This is a genomic window from Streptomyces doebereineriae, assembly GCF_031845645.1.
Taxonomy (GTDB): Bacteria; Actinomycetota; Actinomycetes; order Streptomycetales; family Streptomycetaceae; genus Streptomyces; species Streptomyces canus.
Genome location: NZ_JAVREZ010000160.1, coordinates 1 through 479 on the forward strand (window position 1 = coordinate 1; position 479 = coordinate 479).

Annotated in this window: 2 pseudogenes; both read right to left on the reverse strand. The window is 67.8% G+C overall.

The features are described from left to right. Positions 1 to 347, reverse strand: a pseudogene (locus tag RNB18_RS51225) (ABC transporter permease); the annotation flags it as partial. Beyond that, positions 344 to 479, reverse strand: a pseudogene (locus RNB18_RS51230) (ABC transporter ATP-binding protein); the annotation flags it as partial. The pseudogenes RNB18_RS51225 and RNB18_RS51230, both read right to left, overlap by 4 nt.

The following is a 479-nucleotide window of genomic DNA, read 5'->3' on the forward strand; positions in this document are numbered from 1 at the left end:
CCCCACACCGGCAGCGCGGTCGCGCCGAGCCGTTTCAGAGCGCCGTAGCGGCGGTCGAAGGCCACCGCGATGGCCTGTCCGGTGAACGCGGTCGAGATCAGGGCCAGCGCCATGATCGCCGGCGTGAAGGTTCCCGCCCGGTCGTCGCCGAACGAGCCGAGCGGCAGCAGCGTCATCCCCACCAGCAGCGTGATCGGGATGAACATCGTCAGCAACAGCTGTTCGCCGTTGCGCAGCAGCAACTTCAGTTCCAGCCCGAATTGGGCGGCCAGCATGGCGGGCACCTTGGCCGGGCGAGGATCGGGCGCGAAGGTACCAGGGGCGAACCGGTTCGGCGTGCTCGTCATGACCGCAGCTCCCGTCCTGTCAGGTCGAGGAATACATCTTCGAGGCTGCGCTGCTCCACCCGCATGTCGGTGGCCAGCACGTTGAGCCGGGCACACCACGCCGTGACGGTGGCCAGTACCTGCGGATCGATA